This window comes from Vibrio sp. CUB2, from assembly GCF_001557945.1.
Taxonomy (GTDB): Bacteria; Pseudomonadota; Gammaproteobacteria; order Enterobacterales; family Vibrionaceae; genus Vibrio; species Vibrio owensii.
On sequence record NZ_LNRB01000046.1, the window covers coordinates 1 to 3,575 of the forward strand.

A 3,575-nucleotide genomic window follows, 5' to 3' on the forward strand; every position below is an offset into this window, starting at 1 on the left:
CAAGCGAGTCGCTCAACGTAAGAATGAGCAAAATCATGACCCGCTCTGACTTACCTTTTAAGACGATAACTGCGGATAACGGCACTGAATTTCATGGTTATGCACAACTAGAAAAACATCATAACTGTCTGTTTTACTTTGCAAACCCATACCACTCATGGGAACGAGGCACTAATGAGAACACTAATGGCTTGATACGACAATACTTACCAAAACGAACTTCTATGTCACACGTAACACAGAAGCTCTGCAATGAAATTGCGCACAAATTAAATACGCGCCCACGCAAAAGGCTTGGGTATAGGACACCAACGGAGTATATTCATGCGCATCTGTAGAAAGTGTCGCACTTCAAACTTGATACTAAGCTGATTATTCACCGTCTACATATAGCTTTCTTTTAAATGACTCACTGTCAAAACGTTTGATGTTTTGCAGGATGTCTATCGTCGACTTGCTGATTGGCTCTTGTGAACCAGCGATAGAATTAATGAAATAAACTATACGGCACCATGCTTTGAAGTGCTCATTAGTCAGTTCTGATGCTACGGGTAGCAAATTCTCTAACGTACGAGACTCTCTCATGCAATGCTGTTGGATAGAGGTTAAAGCAGCTTCATCTAGACCGTTAGATTTAACGTACTGAATAAGATTATCGATCTGCTCGATGTTCTTTTCATGATCCTTACCGAAGAATCTGCCAACTCGATATTCCTGAGGAACATTTTTAAAGCTGTGCTTTAGAAAAAAGATCAAGTACTCACGTAAGCGTCGTTCCAAAGAAACTAACTTCTTTTTCTTACTATTTTCTTGCCAACGATCAAACACCCAAAGGATGATTAACAGCTCAATACAAACGCCCATTAACTCGGGGGTAAGATTTCCAACTAAAAAGTTATCGGAATCCCCAAAGTATGCAGCTAATGACAAAAGTGCCAAAGCCGTGATTAAAATTGCTGAAAATGCTTTCTGATTAAGTTTTTCGAATCTCATACAAAATACGTTGATACAAAAGGTGGCGTATTCTACTTTGAAATAACCAAGTTGCATATAGATTCGTAGCAGCATAACGCCCTGTTAAGGGGTGAGCAACGCAATACCATAGCCGCCGCATAACACCCTAAACACGACAACCAACGCATAGTAAAAATGCCACGCGTTGCGAATCCCTCTTAAACAGATTGTTAGTTTTACTTAACTTTTAATGCGGCCAAGCTCTTTTTGTAACATAGAGGTAATATCGACTGTTTCCCCACATTTTCTCTTCAAGGCTTTTTGCCACTCTAAGTTGTTTTTTAATGCCCACTCCAAGTCTTTTTCCCTCGATGAAAAAGATAGCCCTCGAGGCCTAGTGTGGGGGTAGTAAGCAATGGGAGCCCTAAGAACAAAGTCCATCCGAACGACTTTAGATTTAGGTATGAGCTCAAACTGAGACGCTTCATAATTCCACGTTACAACGTTATCACTTGTACTCGCAATGATACCAACACAACCTCTACCAAGTTGGTCTTGTTCAGTAATCAGTCTATACCTTGGTAACCTTTCACTTGTTTGTACTTCAATAGAGCGAGTCATATTCACTTCGTGACTTAGCTTGTTCAAGAGAACCAATAAAACAACAATTAACAGCGACAAAAAACCAAACATAAATGTAATGACTTTTCCTATTTTACCCTCTTTCTTTAGTTTTCTGAGAATTGAGGGGAACGTGATTATAAATACGCCAAATAACAACAACATCATCGTTTGATGAACTAGAGAAAATACTACTCCTGAACTCAAAGCAACAGAGTACACATCAGATAGATTAGCAACGTGTAGAAATTCAATGCCGTAATCACCAAACAACTCATTCGCATGTAGGTAACAAAGAAGAGTAAACAACGAGGCACTAACCGAAGCCAAAAGAAAATAGTGGTCTGACGCTAACCTAATAACGATAGTTAACCAACCTCTTAGAACATTGAGTTTTTTTGTAACGTCTAACTTTATTTCAGGATCTATCTCATCCCGCATACTACTTTTCTCATCGTAAATGTTTAGCTAGGAAAACTAACGCCTTGCTAAGGTGTGAGCAACGCAATACCTTAGCCTCCGCATAATACCTTAAACACATAAACCGACGCATAGTAAAAATGCCACGCGTTGCGAATCACTCTTAAGCAACTTGTTATACCGCTTGGTTGAGGCTAAAATGACCAACATAAAGACCACTTAAGAGACCGATTATATGACCACTAGAATATTAGCCGATGTTGCTGCAAGCATTACTGAGTTGAAAGCTAACCCTATGAAAGTTGCAACTAGTGCTTACGGCGAACCTGTAGCTGTATTAAACCGAAATGAACCAGCATTTTATTGCGTACCTGCCGAAGCGTACGAAATGATGATGGACAGACTCGAAGATCTTGAACTACTCGCTATCGCTAAAGAGCGTGAATCTGAAGAGAGCATTTCGGTAAATATTGATGACCTATAAACTCGACTTTAAAAAGAGCGCCCTCAAAGAGTGGAAAAAGCTTGGTTCTACTCTGCAACAACAATTTAAGAAAAAGCTAATCGAGCGCTTAGATAACCCACATGTTCCGGCTTCAAAATTGTCTGGAGCTGACAACATGTATAAAATTAAGTTGCGTCAATCGGGCTACCGTCTCGTCTACAAAGTTGAAGACGATGTGATCATTGTAACCGTCCTAGCAGTTGGAAAGCGCGAACGTAGCGATGTTTACCGTAAAGCCATGAAAAGGTTAGATGACTGATTGCGGTATAACGCCGCGTTAAGTAGTGAGCAACACGACCACCTAAGCTAAATCACTACACCGTAAACACAAAAGCTGATTTGAGCTTAAAATGCCTAGCGTTGCGAATCTGCCTTAAATGCTTTGTTAGTTGCCTTTTCCCAAAGCATTATTGATGTGTCGGCAATTTTACTAAACCATGTTTCAAAAAATGCATCACGTTTGTTTGATATGACATCAAAGCCTGTCTCATGTGCAACAACTGTATCCCCGTAGACAGATTCCGCAGTAACTGTAACCGTGCAACTATCTAGTTGATCTTCCACTGATTCAGAAAGGCAATAGCTGTAGATAACTTCAGATGAATTGGCACTTAGAGCGAATGGTAATGAGGTCGCAATATCTTTACTATGTGGATTCTTCTGTTGGATGACTTTCGAGAAATCATTGAAGTTAGTAATTTCAATTTCCTCACCAGATGCTAAATGTAACTGAACCCTCTTCAGAATCGCAGCACCATTACCATCGTTGATCAGTTTGAACTCACGAGTTACCTGATTATCTTTAGACGCTGCTGAAAAGTAAGTGTGGATTATAGGTAACAATTCTTTTCGGTTATGCTGACGCTGAATAAATAAGGTTAAACAAGCAACCAACAGCGCTAAAAAAATTAAGATGATTTCCATTAAAACTCCAAAACCTTGGTGGCAACTAACGCCCTGTTAAGGGGTGAGCAACGCAATACCGAAGCCGCCGCATAACACCTTAACCACTAAATTCAACGCATAGTAAAAATGCCACGCGTTGCGAATCCCTCTTGAACAGTTTGTTAGTGCG

6 protein-coding genes are annotated in these 3,575 nt (G+C 40.1%); 3 read left to right on the forward strand and 3 right to left on the reverse strand.

All coding sequences use genetic code 11. The annotated features are described in order from the left end of the window. The coding region (locus tag ATB78_RS29035; protein ID WP_155647874.1) for an IS30 family transposase at positions 1-338 on the forward strand (338 nt) is incomplete at its 5' end. A 34-nt stretch (positions 339-372) separates the two neighbouring features. On the opposite strand, the gene ATB78_RS27585 is transcribed toward ATB78_RS29035, so the two are convergent. Next, positions 373-1,050 (reverse strand): hypothetical protein, encoded by a 678-nt coding sequence (locus tag ATB78_RS27585; RefSeq protein WP_025793485.1) that lies wholly within the window; start codon positions 1,048-1,050, stop codon positions 373-375. A gap of 144 nt (positions 1,051-1,194) precedes the next feature. Beyond that, the gene (locus ATB78_RS27590; RefSeq protein ID WP_061011137.1) at positions 1,195-2,016 is read right to left on the reverse strand and encodes a hypothetical protein; all 822 of its coding nucleotides are present in this window, start codon (positions 2,014-2,016) and stop codon (positions 1,195-1,197) included. Positions 2,017-2,230: 214 nt separating this feature from the next. Between ATB78_RS27590 and ATB78_RS27595 the strand changes: the two genes are divergently transcribed. Further along, positions 2,231-2,479 carry a type II toxin-antitoxin system Phd/YefM family antitoxin gene (locus tag ATB78_RS27595; protein ID WP_005377003.1) on the forward strand — a complete coding sequence of 83 codons (249 nt, stop codon included), beginning with the start codon at positions 2,231-2,233 and terminating at the stop codon, positions 2,477-2,479. Further along, on the forward strand, positions 2,469-2,759 hold the full coding sequence (locus ATB78_RS27600) for a type II toxin-antitoxin system RelE/ParE family toxin (protein ID WP_005377002.1): 291 nt from the start codon (positions 2,469-2,471) through the stop codon (positions 2,757-2,759). The genes ATB78_RS27595 and ATB78_RS27600 overlap by 11 nt, the downstream gene beginning before the upstream one ends. 95 nt (positions 2,760-2,854) lie before the next feature. Here ATB78_RS27600 and ATB78_RS27605 read toward each other — a convergent pair whose 3' ends face one another. Then, positions 2,855-3,424, reverse strand: coding sequence for a hypothetical protein (locus tag ATB78_RS27605; RefSeq protein WP_061011138.1), 570 nt, complete (start codon positions 3,422-3,424; stop codon positions 2,855-2,857). Positions 3,425-3,575: the final 151 nt, after the last annotated feature.

Coding starts and splice junctions, on each gene's coding strand:
- ATB78_RS27585 (WP_025793485.1), bottom strand. CDS start 1,050: ATGCAACTTGGTTATTTCAAAGTAGAATACGCCACCTTTTGTATCAAC.
- ATB78_RS27590 (WP_061011137.1), bottom strand. CDS start 2,016: ATGCGGGATGAGATAGATCCTGAAATAAAGTTAGACGTTACAAAAAAA.
- ATB78_RS27595 (WP_005377003.1), top strand. CDS start 2,231: ATGACCACTAGAATATTAGCCGATGTTGCTGCAAGCATTACTGAGTTG.
- ATB78_RS27600 (WP_005377002.1), top strand. CDS start 2,469: ATGACCTATAAACTCGACTTTAAAAAGAGCGCCCTCAAAGAGTGGAAA.
- ATB78_RS27605 (WP_061011138.1), bottom strand. CDS start 3,424: ATGGAAATCATCTTAATTTTTTTAGCGCTGTTGGTTGCTTGTTTAACC.